Raw genomic sequence first — 20,024 nt, forward strand, 5'->3', positions numbered from 1 at the left:
GTCTTCTCCTTACAAATCAGGCCCGCCAATCGGGAACCCGGGCCGCGCAAGCGGCCCTTTCAGTTGGCGCAAGCTTGATTCCAGTGAGCCAAGGCTTACTTCTGAAGTTGACGCGGCTGGAGCAGCGCCCCGTCCGCCCGCAAAGGCCGAAGGCCTCGAGGACGGACAAACCAAAAAGTCCGGGCTGCCCGGCCGGCATTCGCCGTCTAGTTGACGCGGGGTGGAGCAGCCCGGTAGCTCGTCAGGCTCATAACCTGAAGGTCACAGGTTCAAATCCTGTCCCCGCAACCAAACAAAAACGGCCCGCATCACGCGGGCCGTTTTGCGTTTGCAGCCTGCTGGCCGCCTTCTCCGGCATGGAAGTGATCATGCGGTCGAGTTCAGGCCGCGTCCCTATTCCCTACCGCAGGCTTTCCAACTCGCGGATGCGTTTGGCGCCGTCGGTCTCGAGCTGCCGGGTGACGGCGCCGATCAGCGTTTCGGCCACGACGAAAAGGGCCGCCGAGGAGTCCCAGGCCGAGGGCACGCCAGTGCGCCCGGCGATGACATGGCGGGCGAAGCGGGCGATCGGCGACAGCCACTGGTCGGTGAACAGCACGATCTGCACGCCGCGCTGGTGCGCCGTCTCGGCGAAGCGAACCAGGCTGTCCTGGTAGCGCCTGATGTCGAAGATCACCAGCACGTCGCGCTTGCCCATGTCGATCAGCCGATCGCGCCAGACGCTTTCCTGTCCGGCGAGGTGAAAGACGTTGGGCTGGATGATGGCGAGGTGGGCGGCCATGTAGCGCGCCAGCGGATCGGTGAAGCGGCCGCCGATCAGGAAGGTTTTGCCGCGCCGGTCGGCAAGCTTTGCGACGATGTCGGCAAGCTGTTTGTCGGACAGGTGCCTGAACGTTTCGCGCATGTTGTCGAGCGTCGCCTCCAGCATCGGCGACACCGCGCCGCCGTTCGGCGATGGCGGGTTGAGCGTGCGCGATGCCGGCGACTGCAGTTGCGCCGCCAGTTCGTCCTGCAGCGCCGACTGGAATTCCGGGTAGTTCTGGAAGCCGAGGCGGGCGACGAAACGCAGGATCGTCGGCGAGGAGACGCCAGCGGCAGCTGAGAATTCGGCGACCGTCTTCAGGCCGATCAGCGGATAGCTGGCGATCAGCGTCTGCGCTGCGCGGCGCTCGCCCGCCGGCATCGTGCCGATGCGGTCCGAGATCAGTTCGGCAATGCTCGAGATCATCTTTTCCCCATGCCCGGCCGTTTTGCCGAAATCGCATTTGACCCGAAATCGCGTTTGACAAAGCCGGACAAACTGTATGAAATCATCCACAGGGACGCAATGAGGCAAAATACGTAACATACGATACAGCGCTCCCCGGGGACGACAGGATAATGGAGACAGCACGGCCCGCCAGCCTTGCATCGCCTGAAACCGTAGGGGTGACGAACCCCGGCGGATCGAGCCCTTTCGTGCTGACCTGCGACCACGCCTCCAATTTCCTGCCGCCGGAATTCGGAACGCTCGGTCTTGCTGCCGAAGAGCTTTCCCGCCACATCGCCTGGGATACCGGCGCGCTGCCGGTGGCCCGCCGCATGGCCGCGGCGCTTGACGCGACGCTGGTCGAGACCCGCATTTCGCGGCTTGTCATCGACTGCAACCGCCCGCTCGACGCACCCGATCTGGTGCCGCCGGTCAGCGAGACCACAACCATTCCGGGCAATGCCGGCCTGTCGGAAAAGCAGCGCGCCGCGCGCATCGCCCTGTCCTGGCAACCCTTCCATGATGCAGTCGCTGACATCATCGACAAAAGGCTGGCGCGCGGGCTTGAGACGCGGCTGGTTTCAATCCATTCCTTCAATCCGGTCTACAAGGGCAAGAGCCGGCCCTGGCACATCGGCATCATCCATGACGAGGATCGCCGGCTTGCAGCGCCGCTTGTCGCCGCGCTGCAGCGGCTCGCCGGAGTCACGGTCGGCATCAACGAACCCTATTCGCCGGCCGACCGCGTTTATTTTACGCTGGAAAGGCATGCGCGCCCCCGGGGGCTACCCTGCGCAATGATCGAAATCCGCAACGACGAAATATCCGACGAAGCCGGGCAGCGAAAATGGGCGGATCTGCTCACGGGGATTTTTTCCGATCTCGAGCCGTCATCCGGATCCCAGGGATCCGGCCGGCGCGGGCTCGGCCATCCGGTGGAACCGGTCAACTGACAAGAAGAAGGGGACTTTCAAATGGCAGGCGGTAATACGAAGCAAGTCGGCAGCGTCGCATACGCGAAGCGCGACAAATCTTATTTCGAGGACCGGCAACTGGTGCGTCACGCCAATGTCTGGCATTTGTGGGCGCTCGGCGTCGGTGCCGTCATATCCGGACATTTTTCGGGCTGGAATTTCGGATTCGGGACAGGCGGCTGGGGCGGCATGCTGGTGGCCGGCATCATCATCGCCATCATGTATATCGGCCTCGTCTTTTCGATCGCCGAGATGAGCCCGGCTTTGCCGCACACCGGCGCTGCATACTCCTTCGCCCGGACGGCGATGGGGCCGTGGGGCGGCTTCATCACCGGGCTTTGCGAAAACGTCGAGTATGTCGTGACGCCCGCCGTCATCGCCTTCTTCATTGGCTCCTATATGGGAGGCATCTGGTCGGTCGCCTTTCCCGACTCCAGTGTCTGGCCACCACTCTGGTGGCTGGTGACCTATGCCGTGTTCCTGGCGTTGAATATTTTCGGCGTCGCGCTGTCCTTCCGCGTCACCCTGATCGTCACGCTGCTGTCGCTCGCCGTGCTGATGGTGTTCTGGATCAGCGCCATTCCGAGCATGGACTTTTCGCGCTGGGCGCTGAACATCGGCGTCGGCCCGGACGGAGCGGCGATGGAGCTTCCCGAAGGCAATGGCTCGATGTTCCCGTTCGGCTTCTCGGGCGTGCTGGCGACGTTGCCTTTTGCGGTTTGGCTGTTCCTGGCGATCGAGCAGCTTCCGCTGGCGGCGGAAGAATCGGTCGACCCCAAGCGCGACATGCCGCGCGGCATTATCGCCGGCATGCTGACGCTGATGGTCTCGGCATTCATGATCGTGCTGCTCAACCCGTCGGTCGTCGGAGTCGGTTCCTTCAAGCTCGCCACTTCCGGCGAGCCTTTGCTTGACGGGTTCCGGGCGATTTATGGCGACTCCGGCGCAGTGCTGCTTGGCGTCATCGCGCTGATTGGATTGATCGCAAGTTTCCACACCATCATCTTCGCCATGGGCCGGCAGGTCTATTCGCTGAGCCGCGCGGGCTATTTCCCGTCCGCGCTGTCGGTCACCCACAAATCCTACAAGACGCCGTATGTGGCGATGTTTGCGGGCGCCATCGTCGGCTTCGGCATCATGCTGATCATGTGGTTCGCGCTGGGCGGCGCTACGGCCGGTTCGCTCATCGGCTCAGTGTTGCTGAACATGGCGGTGTTCGGCGCCATGTTCTCTTACATCCTGCAGGCGGTGTCCTTCATCCTGCTGCGTCAGAACCAGCCGGACATGGAACGTCCCTATCGCAGCCCGCTCGGCATCCCGGGCGCCGTGCTGACGATCGTCATCGGCGTGGTCACCCTGCTCTACCAGATTCAGGATGCGAACTTCACCAAGGGCGTGGTGTGGGTGGCGCTGTGGTTCGCCATCGCGATCGTCTATTTCGGGCTGGTCGGCCGTCACAAGCTGATCCTGTCGCCGGAAGAAGAGTTCGCGCTGGAGCACGCGCAGAAAGCCTGACCTGTCTCGGGGACCCAAGAAACACCCGGCCGCTTCCTGCGGCCGGGCCCAGATTTGAACTCTCGAAGCGCCATAAAGGCGGCGGAGCTTGCAAGAATGGCCGGAAATTTTTCGTTCGATCAGTTGAAGAAGGCGGTCTCCAGCGGTGAGGTCGACACGGTGCTGGCCTGCATTGTCGACATGCAGGGGCGGCTGGCGGGAAAGCGGTTCCTGGCACAGTATTTCGTCGATTCCGCCCATGACGAGACGCATGGCTGCAACTATCTCCTGGCCGCCGACATCGACATGGAACCGGTGCCCGGCTACAAGGCGGCGAGCTGGTCGAAGGGCTATGGCGACTTCGTCATGAAGCCGGATCTGTCGACGCTGCGGCGCATTCCATGGCTGGAAAAGACGGCGCTGGTGATCTGCGACGTGCTCGACCACCACACCCATGACGACCTGCCGCATTCGCCGCGCGCCATCCTGAAGAAGCAGGTCAAGCGGCTGACCGAACGCGGCTATATCGGCTATTTCGCCTCCGAACTCGAATTCTATTTGTTCAGCGAAACCTACGATTCCGCCCGCAAGAAGCACTGGCAGGGCCTCGACACAGCCTCGCCCTATATCGGCGACTACCAGATCGGCATCACCACCAAGGAAGAAGGCGTCATGCGCCGGCTGCGCAACGAGATGCAGGCAGCCGGCATTCCGATCGAGAACTCCAAGGGCGAGTGGGGTCCGGGCCAGGAAGAAATCAACGTCCGCTATGCCGAGGCCCTGGAAATGGCCGACCGCCACGTCATCCTGAAGAACGGCGCCAAGGAAATCGCCGAGTCCGAAGGCAAGGCGATCTCGTTCATGGCCAAGTACAATTACGGGCTGGCCGGCAATTCCAGCCATATCCACAACTCGCTGTGGAGCGCTGACGGCGAGACGCCGCTTTTTTATGACAGACAAGCCGAATGGACGCTGTCGACGCTCGGCCAGCAATGGGCGGCGGGCCAGCTCAAATACGCCAGGGAATTCACCTGGTTCCTGGCGCCCTACGTCAACTCCTACAAGCGCTTCCAGGTCGGTACCTTCGCGCCGACCAAGATCATGTGGAGCGAGGACAACCGCACCGCCGGTTTCCGCCTGTGCGGCGAGGGCACTAAGGGCATCCGCATGGAATGCCGCATCGGCGGCGCCGATCTGAACCCCTATCTCGCCTTCGCCGCGCTGATCGCGGCCGGCCTGGCCGGCATCGACGAAAAGCTTGAACTGCAAAAACCCTTCGTCGGCGATGCCTATCAAGCCTCGCAGCTGCCGGAAATTCCGAAGACCCTGCGTGATGCCACCGAGACGCTGGCAAAATCGGAAATGCTGAAGCAGGCGCTCGGCGACGGCGTGCTCGAGCATTATGTCCATACGGCGCACTGGGAGCAGTTCGAATACGACCGCCGCATTACCGATTGGGAACTGCATAGGGGGTTCGAGCGGTACTAAACTACGCCAGCGTCGCCGTTCAGCTTTGCTGCCGGACGGGCGGGCGGCTCAAAACCGAGATTGTCGTAAATTGCGAGGACCCAAGGAATGACCGAAACGGTCAAGATAAAATCTCCCGTCGATGGTTCGATCTATGCCGAGCGGCCTGTGGCCACGGACCAGGCGATCAATGCGGCGGTCGAGCGTGCCAAGGCGGCGCAGGAGAAATGGGCTGAGACGCCGATCGTCGAGCGCGGCAAGTACATGCTCGGCATGCTGGAAGCGCTGGTCGCCATGACCGACGAGATCGTGCCGGAGATCGCCTGGCAGATGGGCCGCCCGGTGCGCTATGGCGGCGAGTTCGGCGGCGTCAGGGAACGCACCAGCTATATGGTCGAGATCGCCGAAGCGGCACTCAAGCCGGTGATGGCCTCCAATCCGAAGGACGGGTTTCGCCGCTATGTGAAGAAGGTGCCGCTCGGCGTGGTCATGGTGATCGCGCCGTGGAACTACCCCTATCTCACCGCCGTCAACACCATCGTGCCGGCGCTGATGGCCGGCAGCGCCGTCATCCTCAAGCATGCGGCGCAGACGCTACTGGTCGGCGACCGCTTTCAACAGGCGTTCGACAAAGCAGGCCTGCCCAAGGGTCTGTTCCAGAACCTCGTCTTGAACCATGCGCAGACCGAAAGACTGCTCGGCTCGGGCAAGATCGACCATGTCAATTTCACCGGCTCGGTCGCCGGCGGCCGCGCCATCGAAAAGGCCGCAGCGGGCACCTTCATGACGCTCGGCCTTGAACTCGGCGGCAAGGATCCGGCCTATGTCCTGGCCGATGCCAAGATGGACCACGCCGTCGCCAACCTGGTCGACGGCGCCTTCTACAATTCCGGCCAGTGTTGCTGTGGCATCGAGCGCGTCTATATCCACGAGAAGGTCTATGACGAGTTCGTCGAAGGCTTCATCGCCGAAACCAGGAACTACGTCGTCGGTAACCCGCTCGACCAGGCGACGACGATGGGGCCGATGGCACAGGCGCGCTTTGCCGACCTGATCCGCGAGCAGAAGGCCGAGGCGCTGCGCAAGGGTGCCAGGGCTCACATCAACATGAAGCTGGCCAATGACGAGCAAGGCTCGCCCTATCTGGCGCCTGAAGTGCTGACCGGGGTCGATCACCAGATGAGTGTCATGCGCGAGGAGAGCTTTGGGCCAATCGTCGGCATCATGAAGGTGCGCAACGACGAGGAGGCGATCGCGCTGATGAACGACAGCCCCTACGGGCTGACGGCGTCGATCTGGACGCGCGACACCGACCATGCGGCGGCGATCGGTGATCGCGTCGAGACCGGCACCGTGTTCATGAACCGCTGCGACTATCTCGATCCGGCGCTGGTCTGGACCGGCGTCAAGGACACCGGCAAGGGGGCGGCACTCTCGGCCATCGGCTACGACAATCTGACGAGGCCGAAGTCATATCATCTGCGTGAAGCCATCTGATTTTTTCGAAAGACAGAAATGACAAAATTGATTTCCAAATGGAACTACCCGACAACCGTGCGCTTCGGCGCGGGGCGCATCAAGGAATTGCCTGATGTGCTTGATGCCACCGGCATCAAGCGGCCGCTCTTCGTCACCGATCCGGGGCTGGCCAAGCTGCCGGTCGTCGCTTCTACGTTGAAGATCCTCGACGACGCCAAGGTGCCCTATGGCGTGTTTTCCGAGGTCAAGCCGAACCCGGTTGACTCCAACCTGACCGCCGGCATTGCGGTGTTCAAGAAGGGCAAGCATGACGGCGTCATCGCCTTCGGCGGCGGCTCGGCGCTCGACCTCGGCAAGCTGATCGCTTTCCAGGCCGGCCAGACGCGGCCGGTCTGGGATTTCGAGGATGTCGGCGACTGGTGGACGCGCGCCAACTCCGACGCGATCGCACCGATCATCGCCGTGCCGACCACGGCCGGCACCGGCTCGGAAGTCGGCCGCGCCGGCGTCATCACCAATGAAGCGACCCACACCAAGAAGGTCATCTTCCATCCGAAACTTTTGCCGGCCATCGTCATCGCCGATCCGGAACTGTCGGTCGGTATGCCCAGCTTCATCACCGCCGGCACCGGCATGGATGCGCTCGCCCATTGCCTCGAGGCTTATTGCGCGCCGGGGTATCATCCGATGGCCGATGGCATCGCCGTCGAAGGCGTGCGGCTCGTCTTCGAAAACCTGCCGAAAGCCTACGCCAACGGCAAGGATCTCGTCGCCCGCGCCCACATGATGAGCGCGGCAGCGATGGGCGCTGCCGCCTTCCAGAAAGGGCTGGGCGCCATCCACTCGCTGTCGCATCCGGTCGGCGCGCTATACGACACTCATCACGGCATGACCAACGCCGTGTTCATGCCTTACGTGCTGGCCTTCAACCGCGACGCCATCGAGGCGCGCATCGCCCGGCTCGCGGCTTATTGCGGCATCAAGGGCGGCTTCGACGGTTTCGCTAAGTCCGTCATCAAGCTGCGCAAGGAATTGAAGGTGCCGCACGCGCTGCCGGGCCTGATCAAGGGGCTCGACATGGACAAGAACCGCAAGGGCCTGATCGCCGATATGGCGGTGGTCGATCCGACCGCCGGCGGCAACCCGGTCAAGCTGACCAGGAAGGCGGCGCTGACGCTGCTCGACAATGCCATTGCCGGCACCGTCTGAGACAGTATTCGCGCCGGAAACTGATCCAGGAAATTAAGGGCAAAGAAAGGGGGAAAGATGAAAGGTAAGACTGAAATTCATTAGCCGGAAAAATAGTCGCGAAGCGATTGCTACAGCCGGTTAAAAAGAGTTTACTTTTTCGTACTGCAGGGCATCGCTTTCACAAACCATTCATCGGGCTGTCACACGAAAACGATACCGCATCGCAGGCGTCCAACGGCGTCAGTTCAACGGAGAGAACACATGTTCAAATTCACGGGAAAAGTACTTTCCCTTACGGCCGTCGCCCTGATGGCGACCTCTGCCATCTCGTCGGCGCAGTCAATGGATGAACTTGTCGCCGCCGCCAAGGCGGAAGGCCAGCTCACCACCATCGCGCTGCCGCATGACTGGTGCGGCTATGGCGCGGTGATCGCCGGCTTCAAGGCGAAATATCCGGAAATCACCGTCAACGAGCTCAACCCCGATGCCGGCTCCGGCGACGAGATCGAGGCGATCAAGGCCAACAAGGACAATAAGGGCCCGCAGGCGCCCGACGTCATCGACGTCGGCCTGTCCTTCGGCCCGACCGCCAAGGCCGACGGCCTGATCCAACCCTACAAGGTGTCGACCTGGGACACGATCCCCGACAGCGCCAAGGATCCCGAAGGCTACTGGACCGGCGACTATTACGGCGTGCTGGCGATGATGGTGAACAAGGATCTGGTCAAGGAAGTGCCGACTGATTGGGCCGATCTTCTTAAGCCGGAATACGCCAACGCCGTCGCGCTCGCCGGTGATCCACGCGCCTCGAATCAGGCAATCCAGGCGGTCTACGCCGCTGGTCTTTCAAGCGGCGCCGCGGCCGGTGAAGCCGCAGGTACTGCCGGCCTCGAGTTCTTCAAGAAGCTCAATGCCGCCGGCAATTTCGTGCCGGTCATCGGCAAGCCGGCGACGCTTGCACAGGGTCAGACACCGATCCTGATCAACTGGGACTACAACGCGCTTGCCGGCCGCGACACGCTGAAAGGCAATCCGCCGGTCGACGTCGTCGTGCCGAAGACCGGTGTCGTCGCCGGCGTCTACGTGCAGGCGATCAGCGCCTACGCGCCGCATCCGAACGCTGCCAAGCTCTGGCTGGAATATCTCTATTCCGACGAAGGCCAGATCGGCTGGCTGAAGGGCTATTGCCACCCGATCCGCTTCAACGATCTCGCCAAGAACGGCAAAATCCCGGAGGACGTAATGGCCAAGCTGCCGCCGGCCGCATCCTATGAGGCCGCGGTGTTCCCGACGCTCGATGAGCAGGGCAAGGCCAAGGAAGTCATCACCAAGAACTGGGACGCCGTCGTCGGCGCCAACGTTCAGTAAGGTTGAAAACCGCCGGGCGGCTTCACCGCCGCCCGGTATTCCCGCTAGAGCGACGTGCGTCGGACGCACGAAGTACGCTCTAGAACTCAAATTTCCGCATCGTGCTTTCCGAAAATCGAGTTCGATTTTCGGGCCGATGCGATAAGACGGTAGCCGGCGCATGACCGATCTCTCGCTTTCCGATCACGCGATTGCCGGGAAGACGGCGCCGCCCAGCGAGGCGCGCGCATTTCGGCTGCCGACGCAATGGCTGGGCGTGGCGCCGTTCTTCATCTTCGCCATCATGTTCCTGGTCCTGCCCACACTCTATCTGGTGCTCGGCGCCTTCCAGAACGCTGCCGGCACGTTCACCTTCGACAACATTGTCGGTATCTTCGACCCACCCAATCTGTCGAACTACATTCAGTGCCAATATGATTCCTGGATCTCGTGGGTCGACGGAAACTGCAGGCTGCCCACTATCCTTGCCGCCTACTGGATCTCGATCAAGATCAGCCTCGCTTCGTCGCTCATCGGGGCATTTGCCGGTCTGGCCATTGCCATTGCCATCGTGCGCGGCGGCCTGCCGAACTGGATACGTTCGGCGACGCTGACCTTTTCCGGCGTGGCTTCGAATTTCGCCGGCGTGCCGCTAGCCTTTGCGTTCCTCGCTACGCTCGGCCGGCTCGGCCTCGCGACGGTGATCCTGAACACCGTGTTCGGCCTCAACATCTACGCCCACGGCTTCAACATCCTGTCGTTCTGGGGCCTGACGCTGACCTATGTCTATTTCCAGATCCCGCTGATGGTGGTCATCATCACGCCGGCGATCGACGGACTGAAGAAGGAATGGGGCGAGGCGGCCGCGACGCTTGGCGCCACCACGGCGCAATACTGGCGCATGGTCGTCATCCCAGTGATATGGCCGAGTTTTCTCGGCACCGTCATCCTGCTGTTTGCCAACGCCTTCGGCGCTATCGCCACCGCCTATGCGCTGACCGGCTCGTCGCTCAACATCATTCCCATCGTGCTTTACGCACAGATCCGCGGCGACGTGCTGCACAACCCGCATCTCGGCTATGCGATTGCCTTCGGCATGATCGTCATCACCGGCCTCGCCAACGTCTTCTACATCTGGTTCCGGACGCGCAGCGAAAGGTGGCTCAAATGAAGAGCGGACGTTTCTGGGCCTGGGTCGTCTTCGCGCTGGGTGCGGCCTATTTCTTCATTCCGCTGATCGCGACCGTGGAATTCTCGATGCGCATGCGGCGCGGGGTCTATTCCTTCGATGCCTACGAGGTCGTGCTTGGCGATCCCCGCTTCCAGGCGACCTTCGGCTATTCGGTGCTTGCCGCCATCTTCACCATCATCCTCGGCGTGCTCATTGTTGTGCCCACCGCCTACTGGATCCGGCTACGGCTGCCGCAACTGAGACCGGTCGTCGAGTTTATCACTCTGCTGCCGCTGGTCATCCCGGCCATCGTCATCGTCTTCGGCTACATCAGAATGTACGGATCGAACTCGCCGCTGCCGTTCCTGGCGAGCGACACGGGCACCAACGCCTTGCTGGTCATCGGCTATGCGACGCTGGCGCTGCCCTATATGTACCGCGCCGTCGACACCGGGCTTCGCACTATCGACGTGCGCACGCTGACGGAAGCGGCGCAGATCCTCGGCGCCGGCTGGGGCACGATCATCGCCCGTGTCATTCTGCCCAATGTGCTGATCGCGGTATTGTCGGGCGCCTTCCTTACTTTCGCTATCGTCCTCGGCGAATTCACCATGGCCAGCCTGCTCAATCGGCCGGCCTTCGGTCCCTACCTGCAGAACATCGGCGCCAATCGCGCCTATGAGCCGGCGGCACTTGCCATCATCGCCTTCGCCATTACCTGGGCGTGCATGTCGCTGATCCAGATCCTGTCGCGTTTCGCGCCGCGATCGGCGAACCGGCCAAACTGACCGAAAAGTACTGACCGAAAGAAAAAAAGCCATGGCCGAGCCGTTCCTCTCCATCCAGCATGTGCGAAAATCCTTCGGCCCCACCACCGTGGTCCAGGATTTCAACCTCGACGTCGAGCCGGGCGAATTCGTCTCCTTCCTCGGGCCGTCGGGCTGCGGCAAGACGACGGTGCTGCGCATGGTCGCCGGCTTCGAGGAGCCGAGCGCCGGCAAGATCGTCGTGGCCGGCAAGGATATCACCCGGCTCAAGCCCAACCAGCGCAATGTCGGGATGGTGTTCCAGGCCTATGCGCTGTTTCCCAACCTGACGGTGGCGCAAAACATCGGCTTCGGGCTGAAGGTCGCGGGCATGCCCAAGGCCGATGCCGACAGGCGCGTTGCCGAGATGCTCGACCTCATCAAGCTCCCGCAGATGGGCGACCGCTATCCTTATCAGCTCTCAGGCGGCCAGCAGCAGCGCATCGCGCTGGCGCGGGCGATTGCGCCGAAGCCGAAGCTCCTGCTGCTCGACGAGCCGCTGTCGGCGCTTGACGCCAAGGTCCGCGTGTCGCTGCGCGAGGAAATCCGCTCGATCCAGAAGAGGCTCGGCATCACCACCATCTTCGTCACCCACGACCAGGAAGAGGCGCTATCGATCTCCGACCGCATCGCCGTAATGTATGGTGGCAAGGCCGAACAGGTCGGCACGCCGTTCGAGATCTACAACCGGCCGGCGACCAAGTTCGTCGCCAATTTCGTCGGCACGCTGAATGTGCTCGAAGGCACCGTCACCGATGCGGAGTCAGGCAAGGTGCGCGTCAATTCGCAAGAGGTCTCGCTGCAGGGAAAGCTCAACGGCTCCAAGTCCGGCGACATGCTGTCCTTGGCGCTGCGGCCCGAGGCGATTTCGCTCGGCCGCCATCCCGGCCGCGACTCCAGTCTTTCGGGCGAGATCACCGAAGTGCATTTCCTCGGCTCGGTCATCCGGGTTCGCGTCGGCATCGGCGGCAGCACGGTGTCGCTCGACACGTTCAACAGCCCGGCCTCGCCGCCGCCCGCTGTCGGCGAAAAGGCCGAGATTTCTTTCTCGTCGGGCGACATGCTGGTGCTGCATTAAAAACGGCACCGGGTTCGATAACCAAGGCAGACCAAGCCGCTGTTCTATTCAGTGGGGCAACGTCCCCAAAGGATAGGCTGTGCGAAGTCGAAATCGATCTCCAGCATGGTATGGGGCGTCATCAACAGCAATGCACTCGTCCCGTTGGCGTTCTTCAGAATTTCTTTGCCGTTTCCCCTCCCGAGCACCTCCATTTGCTGCTCAATGTTCCATCGATAGTTGTAGGATATCCCCGTTCTGAAAATATACTCTCTGTGGATCGCGTGCTTCGAACGGGTGATCGGGCTAATAATATCGAAGGAATAGTCCGTCAATTTCTTGAAGGACTCCCCAAATTTATCGCAGTATTTATTCATATTGTCTTCGCTGGTCAGATCGGAATATCCAAGGTCGATCCATTTCCCTTCGATGAGAGATATCAATCTCTCATTCGTCTGCTGCGCCCAGAGTCCCATCCCTGGCCCAGCTCTGGGAGTCCCCAAAAGTTTGATCTTTGCCGCCGCCAATTCGTCGTACAGCGCGGAAGCCGTGGCCATGGGCGGGAACGGTATCAATGCGCACAATGCTATGAATAGTCTTGGCACGGGCAGCTCCTTGCGCGGCTGAAACTGGTATAGAGATTTGAATTCTGCGCTTGGTAGTTAACGGCCGATGTCTTCGACAGGTCAAGCTGGCGCGATGAACGGTTGCGAAATCGCCTTAAAGACAGGCAGCGCTTCCATCCGCGCGGCATGGGCTTCCAACGCTGGAAAGCCGGTTAGCGACACAAGCCCCGGATGCGCCTCGCCGATGAAGCGCAGCACGGCGGCAACTGCGATGTCGGCATGGCCGATCCGATCGCGGAACCAGTAGGTTTCAGGCCTTGTGCTGCGATCGGCTTCCAGCGCAGCCATGGCTCCCCGTATCTGCTTGCGGCAGCGTTCGACCCAGAGGTCGGAGACTGTCTCGTGCAGCAGCCTCTCGTAAAACAGGCTGACTGCCTTGTCGCCTAGCCCGGTGGCCAGACCAGCGATCTTCAGCGCTTGGTGGCGCGCCGGCTCGCTGGTTGGAAACATCCTTCGCCCGGCTGCAACGAGGCCGTCCAGATGGTCCAGCATGAGGTGGCTCTCGATCAGCACCTCCCCATTGTCCAGCACTAGGGTCGGGACTCGCGTCAGCGGATTGTAAGGCCGGATCTTGTCCGCATCGCTGAAAGTCGACCAGGGACGATGCTCATACAGCAGGCCGTACAGGGTGAGCGCGATGCCGACGCGACGAACGAAGGGCGAGTCATATTGGCCAATGAGGATCATAACCGGAGCTTATATGCCGAAACCGGATCCGGACATACTGCGGCATCTGAGCGGCGCCAATTAACAGCATCTTGCTGCTTTGCCACTGCCAACAGCCGGACTTCGCCGCTACGATGAGGCATGGCGCTTTTCGAACTGACCCTTGTTCTCCTGCTGATCGCCGTCGCGCTGACGGCGTTGTCGCGGCGTCTCCAGATTCCTTATCCGTCGTTGCTGGCGCTGGCAGGCGCGGGCATCGCCTTCCTGCCGTTTGCGCCGACCATCGAGATCGATCCCGAACTGGCGCTTGCCTTGTTCATCGCGCCGGTGCTTCTTGACGCGGCCTACGACACGTCGCTGCGCGATCTCAATCGCTATAGACTGCCGCTTTTCTTGCTGGCGCTTGGCGCCGTCGTTTTCACCACCGCTGCCGTGGCGCTCGTTGGATGGACGATGGCAGGCCTGCCGATCGCTGCGGCCATTGCGCTGGGCGCGATCGTGGCGCCGCCCGATGCCGTGGCGGCGTCGGCCGTGCTTGGACAGTTCAAGGTGCCGCACCGCGTCACCGCGATCCTGCAAGGCGAAAGCCTGCTCAACGACGCCACGGCACTGCTGATCTACCGCATGGCGGTTTCCGCAGCTGCCGGCTCCATCCTGGTGAGCAGCGCGGTTCCGGTGATCTTGCTGTCGACGGTCGGCAGCCTTGCCGCTGGTTACGTGCTCGGCCGGCTGTCTCTCGTCACCCTCAGCCGCATCAGAGATCCGGCAAGTGGCACGGTGGTGCAATTTGCCGGAACATTCGGCGTCTGGATCCTGGCCGACAGGATCGGCCTCTCCGCCATCATTACGATCGTCGTCTATGCCATGACCATCGCGCGCACCGCGCCGCGCCGCATGCCGGCCAGAAATCGCGTCAGCTCCTACTCGGTCTGGGAGACGGCGGTGTTCGTGCTCAACGTGCTTGCCTTCGTCCTGATGGGACTTCAGGCGCGATCGATCGTCGGCCGGCTTGCCGAGCAGGGGCAGGTCGAAGCGTTTGTCTTTGCCGCAGCCGTGCTGGCTGTCGTCATCGTCTCGCGTCTCGTCTGGGTGCTGGGATGCGGCGCGATCATGAGGTGGCTCGCCAGCTTCGGTGACGCGGAACGGCAGGCCGAGGCGCCGTCATTTCGCGGCGGCGTGCTGATCGGCTGGTGCGGCATGCGCGGGTTGGTCACGCTTGCAGCAGCATTTGCCTTGCCAGCTGACTTTCCCGGCCGCGACCCAATCGTGCTCGCCGCTTTCTCGGTCGTCCTCGGCACCCTGGTGCTGCAAGGCATCAGCCTGAAGCCGCTGCTGCGCCTGCTTCGTCTCGATCCGGACGAAATTGTCGACCGCGAAGTCGCCCAGGCGCGCGTCGCCATCATGCAGGCCGCGCTGGACGTGTTGAGCGGCAAGACATCGAATGCCGCGGCCGTGGTCCGCGAGCAATTTGCCGCGCAGCGCACGATCGCTGAAAACCCGGAGGACGCCCAGGCTACGACCGAGTACGACAGGTTGCGCCTCTATGCCATCAAGAGCCAGCGTGACGCGCTGGAGCAATTGCGCATCGACGGAACGATCGGCGACGAAGCATATCATCGCCTGGAGGAGGAAATCGACTGGTCGGAACTGGCCGCCTCTCCGCCGGGACGTTTCCAGCCGTTGACGACCTAGCTGCGCTATCTGGCCCAAGCGCTCTGCATCCGGCTGCACATTGCAGCCGATCAGCCCAACGGCTACTGCTTTCAGGGAATTGAGCCGGATAAGTAATGAAGCTGGTCAGCTACAACATCCAGTACGGGTTCGGCGGCGACGGTCGCTACGATCTCTCGCGCTGCGCCAAGATCGTCGCCGGCGCCGACATCATCGCCTTGCAGGAGGTGGAACGGCACTGGCTGCGCAGCAACGAGGACGACCAGCCGGAACTTCTTTCGCGACTGCTGCCCGAACATTATTGGGTTTATGGGCCGGCCTTCGACATGGACGCCAGCGAACGGCGTGACGGCCGCATCGTCAACCGTCGGCGGCAATTCGGCACCATGCTCCTGTCCAGGCTGCCGATCGTCTGGTCGCGCCTGCACACGCTGCCGCTGCGCCGCACCGTGCGTCCGCTCAACACCCGCAACGCAGCGCTCGAATGCATGATCCACACCCCTGCCGGTCCGGTGCGGGTGCTGTCGCTGCATCTGGCGCATATCGCCGCCGAAGAGCGGCTGGAGCAGATCGACTATCTGCTCGCCGAGCATCGCCGCGCGCCGTCCGACGGCGGCCCGTGGAGCGGCGCCGACGATGAGCCCGTGCGCAACTGGAGCAATGGCGAGCCGGAGCCGGAAAATCCGCTGGCGGCGATCTGGATGGGCGATTTCAACATGGAGCCGGGCAGCGCCGAGTACCGGCGCATCGTCGGCAGCACGCCGTACCATCGCAATGCTGCCTATCTCAACGGTTTTGTCGATGCCGCCGCCGTCGCCAGCGAACCGAGGGCGGATTTCCATACCCATGTGAAGACCATCGACGGCAGGCTGGCAAAGCGACGGCTCGACCACTGCTTCGTCGGCGGCATGTTGGCGGGACGGGTGCGCTCGGCCAGTGCCGATATCGGCGAAATCGCCTCCGACCATTTTCCGCTGCGGGTCGACATCGACCTGGAAACGCCGTTCGCGACGGGGCCCGCAGGCGCATGAGCCGCCGATGACCTTGTTCGTCTTCTTCGCGGTGCTTGCCGCCGCCGCCATGCACGCGATCTGGAACGCGCTGGTCAAGGTTCATCTTGACCGCTTTTTGTCGATCACGCTGATGACGCTCGGCATGGGCGGCGTAGCGCTTCTGGCGCTGCCTTTCGTCGAGGTGCCGAAAGCGGAAGTGTGGCCGTATATCATCGCCTCGGTGATCTTCCATATGGGTTACAGGACGTTCCTGATCGGCGCCTACAAGGCCGGCGATTTCGCCCAGACCTATCCGCTGGCGCGCGGCACGGCACCGCTGCTGGCTGCACTTGGCGGCATTGTGGTCGTCGCCGAAGTTCCGGCGCCGCTCGCCATTGTCGGCATTGTTCTCTTGTCGGCCGGGACGCTGGTGCTGTCGTTTCGCGGCGGCGCGCATCTGGAAAGGCTGAACCTGCGCGCCGTCGGCTTTGCGCTGGGCACCTCGATCTTCATCGCCGGCTATACGCTGTCCGACGGCAGCGGCGCGCGGCTGGCCGCGACGGCGTCGAGCTATGCCGCATGGCTGTTCGTCTGCGATGCGCTGTGGGCGCTGGTGCTGTGCCTGATCTTCCGCGGACCAAAGGCGCTGCCGGTGCTGGCGCGCGACTGGAAGGCGGGCGTGTACACCGGCGTGCTCAGCGGCGCCGCCTACTGGATCGTGATGTGGGCGATGACCAAGGCGCCGATCGCCTCGGTCGCGGCGCTGCGCGAAACCTCGATCCTGTTCGCCATGATGATCTCGGTGTTTGCGCTCGGAGAGAAGATGACTGCCTGGCGGGGTGCCGCCGTGCTCAGCATCGTTGCCGGCGTCGTCGCGCTGAGGCTTGGATAGGCTAAAGCGCGTCGCGTTCGACCGACTTCACGCGACGCGCTTTAGATTGTTGTTTTATGCATGTCGTTAACGCAAAACCGCTGCACACTTTTGCGCGACATGCATTAAGCGCCTATCTCGAGGTCGAACACCATCAGCCCGTCGGTTCCGCCTTCAAGCGCCGCGACCAGCCGAGCGCCGGCTCGGCTGTGGGCCTCATGCACCAGATAGGAGTCGCGTGCGGCGGCATCGCTGAAGTCGATGGTAAAGCCGTGCGTGAAGCCGCGCGCGAACGGCTCTGGGCTGGTGTTGGCGCTGAATTCGACCTTGGCCATGCCGTCGATCACCGACCGCAGCGCCTCGAGGTCGGCATGGATGGCCGCGCGCTCGTCGTCGGTGACGTCATTGCGGAATCGAACGAAAACACAGTGCCTGATCATTCTTGGGATCTCATGCCGCTTGGTTGGTGGAAAACACGGCCGGCGGCAGTGATTCGCGGCCAAGGGTCAGATCGGCGCCCTTTTCGCCGACCATGATCGTCGGCGCATTGGTGTTGGAGGAGGGGATGCGCGGCATCACCGAGGCGTCGCAGACGCGCAGGCCCTCGATGCCACGCAGCCTGAGATCGGGCGTCACCACGCTCATCGCATCATGGCCCATGCGGCAGGTGCCGACAGGGTGGTGGTCGGTCTTGGAACTGCGGCAGGCATAGTCGAACAGCTCGTCGTCGCTGGTGAGTGCCGGTCCCGGCAGCACCTCGCGCAGCACGTAGGGGGCCAGCGCTTTCTGCCGCATGATCTCGCGCGCCAGCCTGAGCCCCTTGATCGACATGTCGCGATCGTAGGGATCGGACCAGTAGTTCGGGTCGATCAGCGGGTGGTCGGCGGGGTCGGCGCTGTTCAGCCGCACCGTGCCGCGCGATCGAGGGCGCAGGAAGGCCGAGTTCAGCGTCACGCCCGGATTTTTCAGTTTTTCGACACCGGCCTCGATGCCGGAGCCGAGGCCGAGATGCAGCTGGATATCGGGCGAGGCGGCGGTCGGGTCGGCGTACCAGAAGCCGCCGGTCTCGAACAGGCTGGAGGCAACCGGACCTTTTTTCAACAGCAGGTACTGCAGGCCGGCCCACACCGTCCGGTGCAGCTTGGCGTAGTTGTCGTAGGTGTGGTCGCCGGTGCATTCGGCAATGACGAACAGGTCGAGATGATCCTGCAGGTTGGAGCCGACACCGGGCAGGTCGTGCACCGGCGTCACGCCGACCGACTTCAGATGGTCGGCCGGGCCGATGCCCGACTGCATCAGCAGCTTCGGCGAGCCGATGGCGCCGGACGAGACGATTACTTCGCGCTCGGCGCGCAGGATTTTCTTCTCGCCGCCCGGCCTGTCGACGATCTCGACGCCAGTGGCGCGGCCCTTGTCGATGACGATGCGCGTCACCAGCACATCCGTCCTGACGGTCAGGTTTTTTCGCGCGCGGATCGGCCTGAGATAGGCGACCGAGGCAGAGGAGCGTCTCGCGTCCTTCTGCGTCAATTGGTAATAACCGACGCCTTCCTGGGCTACCCCGTTGAAGTCCGGATTGAAGGGAATGCCCATCTCCTGCCCAGCGCGGAAATAAGCCTCGCAGATCGGCAGCGGCGCAATCGGGTTCGACACGCCGAGCGGACCCTGGTCGCCGTGAAAATCGTTGGCGTAGCGCTGGTTGTTCTCGGCCCGCTTGAAATAGGGCAGCACGTCGCGATAGCCCCAGCCGGCAAGGCCCTCTTCCTTCTCCCAGGCGTCGTAGTCGCGGGCATTGCCGCGTGTGTAGATCTGGGCGTTGATGGAGGAGCCGCCGCCGATCACCTTGGCCTGCGTGTATCGGAAGACGCGGTCCTTCATGTGCTTTTGCGGCACGGTCGACCAGCCCCAGGCGGCGATGCCCTTGGTCATCTTGGCGAAACCGGCCGGCATGTGGATCAGCGGGTGCCAGTCCTTGCCGCCCGCTTCGAGCAGCAGCACTGAATTCGATGGCTCTTCGCTCAGCCGGTTGGCCAGCACGCAGCCGGCCGGGCCGGCGCCGACGATGATGTAGTCGGTCATGGCGTCACCTGTTCACAGCCTCGGCACCGACAGCGCACCGTCGACATTGATGATCGAGCCGGTCGAAAAGCCGAGCTTGCCGCCGGCGAGTGCCACTACGGCGGCGCCGACATTGGCGGCTTCGCCCCAGCGCTTGGCCGGCACCAGACCGCCGTCGATTAGCGCGTCGTATTTGGCGGTTACCCCTGCAGTCATGTCGGTGCGGATGATGCCTGGCCGCACCTCGAACACGCCGATGTTTTCGGCGGCGAGGCGAAGCGCCAGGGTTTTCACCCACATCGAAAGTCCGGCCTTGGAGATGCAGTAGTCGGCACGTTCCGGCGAGGCCATTTCGGCGCTGACCGAGGTGATGGTGATGATCGTTTTTGGAAAATCACCCGGCGCCGCAAGCATCGCCCTGGCAACGGCCTGGCTGAGGAAGACGGTGCCGCGCAGATTGATGGCGAGGATCCGGTCGAAGTTTTCCGGTTTCAATTCCAGCAGGTCACCGCGTACCACGGAGCCGATGCCGGCATTGTTGACCAGGCAGTCGATGCGGCCGAAGGCGCTTGTCGCGGCATCGACCAATGCGGCATGGTCGTCGAGGTCGGCAATGTCGCCGCAATGGTAGGCGAATTTCACGCCGCGGGCGGTGATGTCAGCGGCAACCCCGTCGCCGGCTTTTTCGGCAAGGTCCACGACAAGGATATCGAAGCCGGCATCGGCCAGCGCCTCCGCGCAGGCAAGGCCGATGCCGCGCGCGCCGCCGGTGATGATGGCTGCCGGACGGCTCATGTGAAGATGTTCCTTTGGACGTCAGCGCCGCCCCTCATCGCCCTGCCGGGCACTTCTCCCCGTATTGTGACGGGGAGAAGGACGCCTTCATCGCCTGCTTCGCCAATCGC

At 62.7% G+C, this 20,024-nt stretch carries 18 protein-coding genes and 1 tRNA gene; 13 read left to right on the plus strand and 6 right to left on the minus strand.

The genetic code is table 11. The features are described from left to right. Positions 1-214 precede the first annotated feature (214 nt). A tRNA-Met gene (locus tag AC0L15_RS05355) sits at positions 215-291 on the plus strand. A 109-nt stretch (positions 292-400) separates the two neighbouring features. On the opposite strand, the gene AC0L15_RS05360 is transcribed toward AC0L15_RS05355, so the two are convergent. Next, on the minus strand, positions 401-1,228 hold the full coding sequence (locus AC0L15_RS05360; RefSeq protein ID WP_287246034.1) for a MurR/RpiR family transcriptional regulator: 828 nt from the start codon (positions 1,226-1,228) through the stop codon (positions 401-403). A 152-nt stretch (positions 1,229-1,380) separates the two neighbouring features. Here AC0L15_RS05360 and AC0L15_RS05365 point away from each other — a divergent pair, with 152 nt between their 5' ends. The 9 genes from AC0L15_RS05365 (at position 1,381) to AC0L15_RS05405 (ending at position 12,256) form a co-directional block, all read left to right on the plus strand. Then, a complete protein-coding gene (locus AC0L15_RS05365; RefSeq protein ID WP_287246035.1) occupies positions 1,381-2,202 on the plus strand; it encodes an N-formylglutamate amidohydrolase in 822 nt (273 codons plus the stop codon). 21 nt (positions 2,203-2,223) lie between these two features. Beyond that, positions 2,224-3,738 (plus strand): amino acid permease, encoded by a 1,515-nt coding sequence (locus tag AC0L15_RS05370; RefSeq protein ID WP_287246036.1) that lies wholly within the window; start codon positions 2,224-2,226, stop codon positions 3,736-3,738. A gap of 96 nt (positions 3,739-3,834) precedes the next feature. After that, a complete protein-coding gene (locus AC0L15_RS05375; RefSeq protein ID WP_473495982.1) occupies positions 3,835-5,205 on the plus strand; it encodes a glutamine synthetase family protein in 1,371 nt (456 codons plus the stop codon). Positions 5,206-5,292: 87 nt separating this feature from the next. Next, the gene (locus tag AC0L15_RS05380) at positions 5,293-6,681 is read left to right on the plus strand and encodes an aldehyde dehydrogenase family protein (RefSeq protein ID WP_287246038.1); all 1,389 of its coding nucleotides are present in this window, start codon (positions 5,293-5,295) and stop codon (positions 6,679-6,681) included. Between the two features lie 18 nt (positions 6,682-6,699). Beyond that, on the plus strand, positions 6,700-7,872 hold the full coding sequence (locus AC0L15_RS05385) for an iron-containing alcohol dehydrogenase (protein ID WP_287246040.1): 1,173 nt from the start codon (positions 6,700-6,702) through the stop codon (positions 7,870-7,872). Between the two features lie 243 nt (positions 7,873-8,115). Beyond that, on the plus strand, positions 8,116-9,222 hold the full coding sequence (locus tag AC0L15_RS05390) for an ABC transporter substrate-binding protein (RefSeq protein WP_128248462.1): 1,107 nt from the start codon (positions 8,116-8,118) through the stop codon (positions 9,220-9,222). A 160-nt stretch (positions 9,223-9,382) separates the two neighbouring features. Continuing rightward, positions 9,383-10,372, plus strand: a complete 990-nt coding sequence (locus AC0L15_RS05395) for an ABC transporter permease (RefSeq protein ID WP_027153284.1) — start codon at positions 9,383-9,385, stop codon at positions 10,370-10,372. Beyond that, the gene (locus AC0L15_RS05400) at positions 10,369-11,160 is read left to right on the plus strand and encodes an ABC transporter permease (RefSeq protein ID WP_027153283.1); all 792 of its coding nucleotides are present in this window, start codon (positions 10,369-10,371) and stop codon (positions 11,158-11,160) included. The genes AC0L15_RS05395 and AC0L15_RS05400 overlap by 4 nt, the downstream gene beginning before the upstream one ends. A gap of 31 nt (positions 11,161-11,191) precedes the next feature. Then, positions 11,192-12,256, plus strand: coding sequence for an ABC transporter ATP-binding protein (locus tag AC0L15_RS05405; RefSeq protein WP_287246041.1), 1,065 nt, complete (start codon positions 11,192-11,194; stop codon positions 12,254-12,256). Positions 12,257-12,300: 44 nt separating this feature from the next. Here the strand turns inward: AC0L15_RS05405 and AC0L15_RS05410 are convergent, their stop codons facing one another. Both AC0L15_RS05410 and AC0L15_RS05415 read right to left on the minus strand, forming a co-directional pair. Further along, positions 12,301-12,840, minus strand: a complete 540-nt coding sequence (locus tag AC0L15_RS05410; protein ID WP_473495983.1) for a hypothetical protein — start codon at positions 12,838-12,840, stop codon at positions 12,301-12,303. Positions 12,841-12,921: 81 nt separating this feature from the next. After that, positions 12,922-13,548, minus strand: coding sequence for a glutathione S-transferase family protein (locus AC0L15_RS05415; RefSeq protein ID WP_287246044.1), 627 nt, complete (start codon positions 13,546-13,548; stop codon positions 12,922-12,924). A 120-nt stretch (positions 13,549-13,668) separates the two neighbouring features. Here AC0L15_RS05415 and AC0L15_RS05420 point away from each other — a divergent pair, with 120 nt between their 5' ends. The 3 genes from AC0L15_RS05420 (at position 13,669) to AC0L15_RS05430 (ending at position 17,082) form a co-directional block, all read left to right on the plus strand. Further along, positions 13,669-15,219: a cation:proton antiporter gene (locus tag AC0L15_RS05420; protein WP_287246045.1), complete on the plus strand. Its 1,551-nt coding sequence runs from the start codon at positions 13,669-13,671 to the stop codon at positions 15,217-15,219. 95 nt (positions 15,220-15,314) lie between these two features. Further along, the gene (locus AC0L15_RS05425) at positions 15,315-16,229 is read left to right on the plus strand and encodes an endonuclease/exonuclease/phosphatase family protein (RefSeq protein WP_287246047.1); all 915 of its coding nucleotides are present in this window, start codon (positions 15,315-15,317) and stop codon (positions 16,227-16,229) included. A gap of 7 nt (positions 16,230-16,236) precedes the next feature. Then, the gene (locus tag AC0L15_RS05430) at positions 16,237-17,082 is read left to right on the plus strand and encodes an EamA family transporter (RefSeq protein ID WP_287246049.1); all 846 of its coding nucleotides are present in this window, start codon (positions 16,237-16,239) and stop codon (positions 17,080-17,082) included. A 104-nt stretch (positions 17,083-17,186) separates the two neighbouring features. Here AC0L15_RS05430 and AC0L15_RS05435 read toward each other — a convergent pair whose 3' ends face one another. From AC0L15_RS05435 to AC0L15_RS05445, 3 genes are read right to left on the minus strand one after another with little or no spacing between them, the layout of a single operon-like run. Continuing rightward, a complete protein-coding gene (locus AC0L15_RS05435; protein WP_287246051.1) occupies positions 17,187-17,501 on the minus strand; it encodes a Dabb family protein in 315 nt (104 codons plus the stop codon). Positions 17,502-17,511: 10 nt separating this feature from the next. Then, the gene (locus tag AC0L15_RS05440; RefSeq protein ID WP_287246053.1) at positions 17,512-19,140 is read right to left on the minus strand and encodes a GMC family oxidoreductase; all 1,629 of its coding nucleotides are present in this window, start codon (positions 19,138-19,140) and stop codon (positions 17,512-17,514) included. A 12-nt stretch (positions 19,141-19,152) separates the two neighbouring features. Next, positions 19,153-19,914: a 3-ketoacyl-ACP reductase gene (locus tag AC0L15_RS05445; protein WP_287246054.1), complete on the minus strand. Its 762-nt coding sequence runs from the start codon at positions 19,912-19,914 to the stop codon at positions 19,153-19,155. Between the last annotated feature and the right edge of the window lie 110 nt (positions 19,915-20,024).

This window comes from Mesorhizobium sp. WSM4846, from assembly GCF_055811415.1.

What these genes read in the sequence shown, in the direction of transcription:
- AC0L15_RS05445 (WP_287246054.1), bottom strand. Translation starts at nt 19,914, where the DNA reads ATGAGCCGTCCGGCAGCCATCATCACCGGCGGCGCGCGCGGCATCGGC.
- AC0L15_RS05425 (WP_287246047.1), top strand. Translation starts at nt 15,315, where the DNA reads ATGAAGCTGGTCAGCTACAACATCCAGTACGGGTTCGGCGGCGACGGT.
- AC0L15_RS05370 (WP_287246036.1), top strand. Translation starts at nt 2,224, where the DNA reads ATGGCAGGCGGTAATACGAAGCAAGTCGGCAGCGTCGCATACGCGAAG.
- AC0L15_RS05375 (WP_473495982.1), top strand. Translation starts at nt 3,835, where the DNA reads ATGGCCGGAAATTTTTCGTTCGATCAGTTGAAGAAGGCGGTCTCCAGC.
- AC0L15_RS05405 (WP_287246041.1), top strand. Translation starts at nt 11,192, where the DNA reads ATGGCCGAGCCGTTCCTCTCCATCCAGCATGTGCGAAAATCCTTCGGC.
- AC0L15_RS05420 (WP_287246045.1), top strand. Translation starts at nt 13,669, where the DNA reads ATGGCGCTTTTCGAACTGACCCTTGTTCTCCTGCTGATCGCCGTCGCG.
- AC0L15_RS05400 (WP_027153283.1), top strand. Translation starts at nt 10,369, where the DNA reads ATGAAGAGCGGACGTTTCTGGGCCTGGGTCGTCTTCGCGCTGGGTGCG.
- AC0L15_RS05360 (WP_287246034.1), bottom strand. Translation starts at nt 1,228, where the DNA reads ATGATCTCGAGCATTGCCGAACTGATCTCGGACCGCATCGGCACGATG.
- AC0L15_RS05365 (WP_287246035.1), top strand. Translation starts at nt 1,381, where the DNA reads ATGGAGACAGCACGGCCCGCCAGCCTTGCATCGCCTGAAACCGTAGGG.
- AC0L15_RS05435 (WP_287246051.1), bottom strand. Translation starts at nt 17,501, where the DNA reads ATGATCAGGCACTGTGTTTTCGTTCGATTCCGCAATGACGTCACCGAC.
- AC0L15_RS05390 (WP_128248462.1), top strand. Translation starts at nt 8,116, where the DNA reads ATGTTCAAATTCACGGGAAAAGTACTTTCCCTTACGGCCGTCGCCCTG.
- AC0L15_RS05385 (WP_287246040.1), top strand. Translation starts at nt 6,700, where the DNA reads ATGACAAAATTGATTTCCAAATGGAACTACCCGACAACCGTGCGCTTC.
- AC0L15_RS05380 (WP_287246038.1), top strand. Translation starts at nt 5,293, where the DNA reads ATGACCGAAACGGTCAAGATAAAATCTCCCGTCGATGGTTCGATCTAT.
- AC0L15_RS05415 (WP_287246044.1), bottom strand. Translation starts at nt 13,548, where the DNA reads ATGATCCTCATTGGCCAATATGACTCGCCCTTCGTTCGTCGCGTCGGC.
- AC0L15_RS05440 (WP_287246053.1), bottom strand. Translation starts at nt 19,140, where the DNA reads ATGACCGACTACATCATCGTCGGCGCCGGCCCGGCCGGCTGCGTGCTG.
- AC0L15_RS05395 (WP_027153284.1), top strand. Translation starts at nt 9,383, where the DNA reads ATGACCGATCTCTCGCTTTCCGATCACGCGATTGCCGGGAAGACGGCG.
- AC0L15_RS05430 (WP_287246049.1), top strand. Translation starts at nt 16,237, where the DNA reads ATGACCTTGTTCGTCTTCTTCGCGGTGCTTGCCGCCGCCGCCATGCAC.